General features: G+C 61.6%; 1 protein-coding gene. It reads right to left on the reverse strand.

The window, feature by feature from the left end; all coding sequences use genetic code 11:
* Nucleotides 1–459: transposase (locus C5F46_RS16305; RefSeq protein ID WP_181317785.1), on the reverse strand; the 459-nt coding region annotated here is incomplete at its 3' end.
* Nucleotides 460–550: the final 91 nt, after the last annotated feature.

The following is a 550-nucleotide window of genomic DNA, read 5'->3' on the forward strand; positions in this document are numbered from 1 at the left end:
TTTCAACCCGTTGCGGTCATGAAACCGGTCGATCCATTGGCCGTTCAGATCGGCCAGCGCCGCCCAGTTCTCAGGCAAAGCCAGCGTCTCGGTCTCGAACCGTCCCATCTGCGATGCCGAAGCAGCTTGCGCCTCGACGGCCCTGCCGCCAACGACCTGACGCATCACGGGATCGAGGGCCAAGCGGTCGGCATCGTTCACATCCTCGTATCCGGCCAGTCGTCCGAACACCGATTGCCGGAACAATCCGTCAAGCCGATGAAGCGTGTTCTTCCCGGTGCGGCTGTCTCGCAGCGCCTCCGACGCCAGATTGGACAGGCCGAGCACGTCATCAAGCTCGCGCATCACCAGCAGGCCACCGTCTGAACTGATCTGCGCACCACGGAACTCCAGACGCACACGGCGGTCGAAATCGACCCGATCTGCCCGCGCCAAGCCCGCACCCTCCGGGTGATCCATGAAACGCGCCCCTCGCAGCCGCCAACGCCATGATTTATATGCGAAATATCACGATCAGGACAGCGAAATCAGCGACTTACTTGGGGAATGT

The organism is Phaeovulum veldkampii DSM 11550, from assembly GCF_003034995.1.
GTDB classification, from domain to species: domain Bacteria; phylum Pseudomonadota; class Alphaproteobacteria; order Rhodobacterales; family Rhodobacteraceae; genus Phaeovulum; species Phaeovulum veldkampii.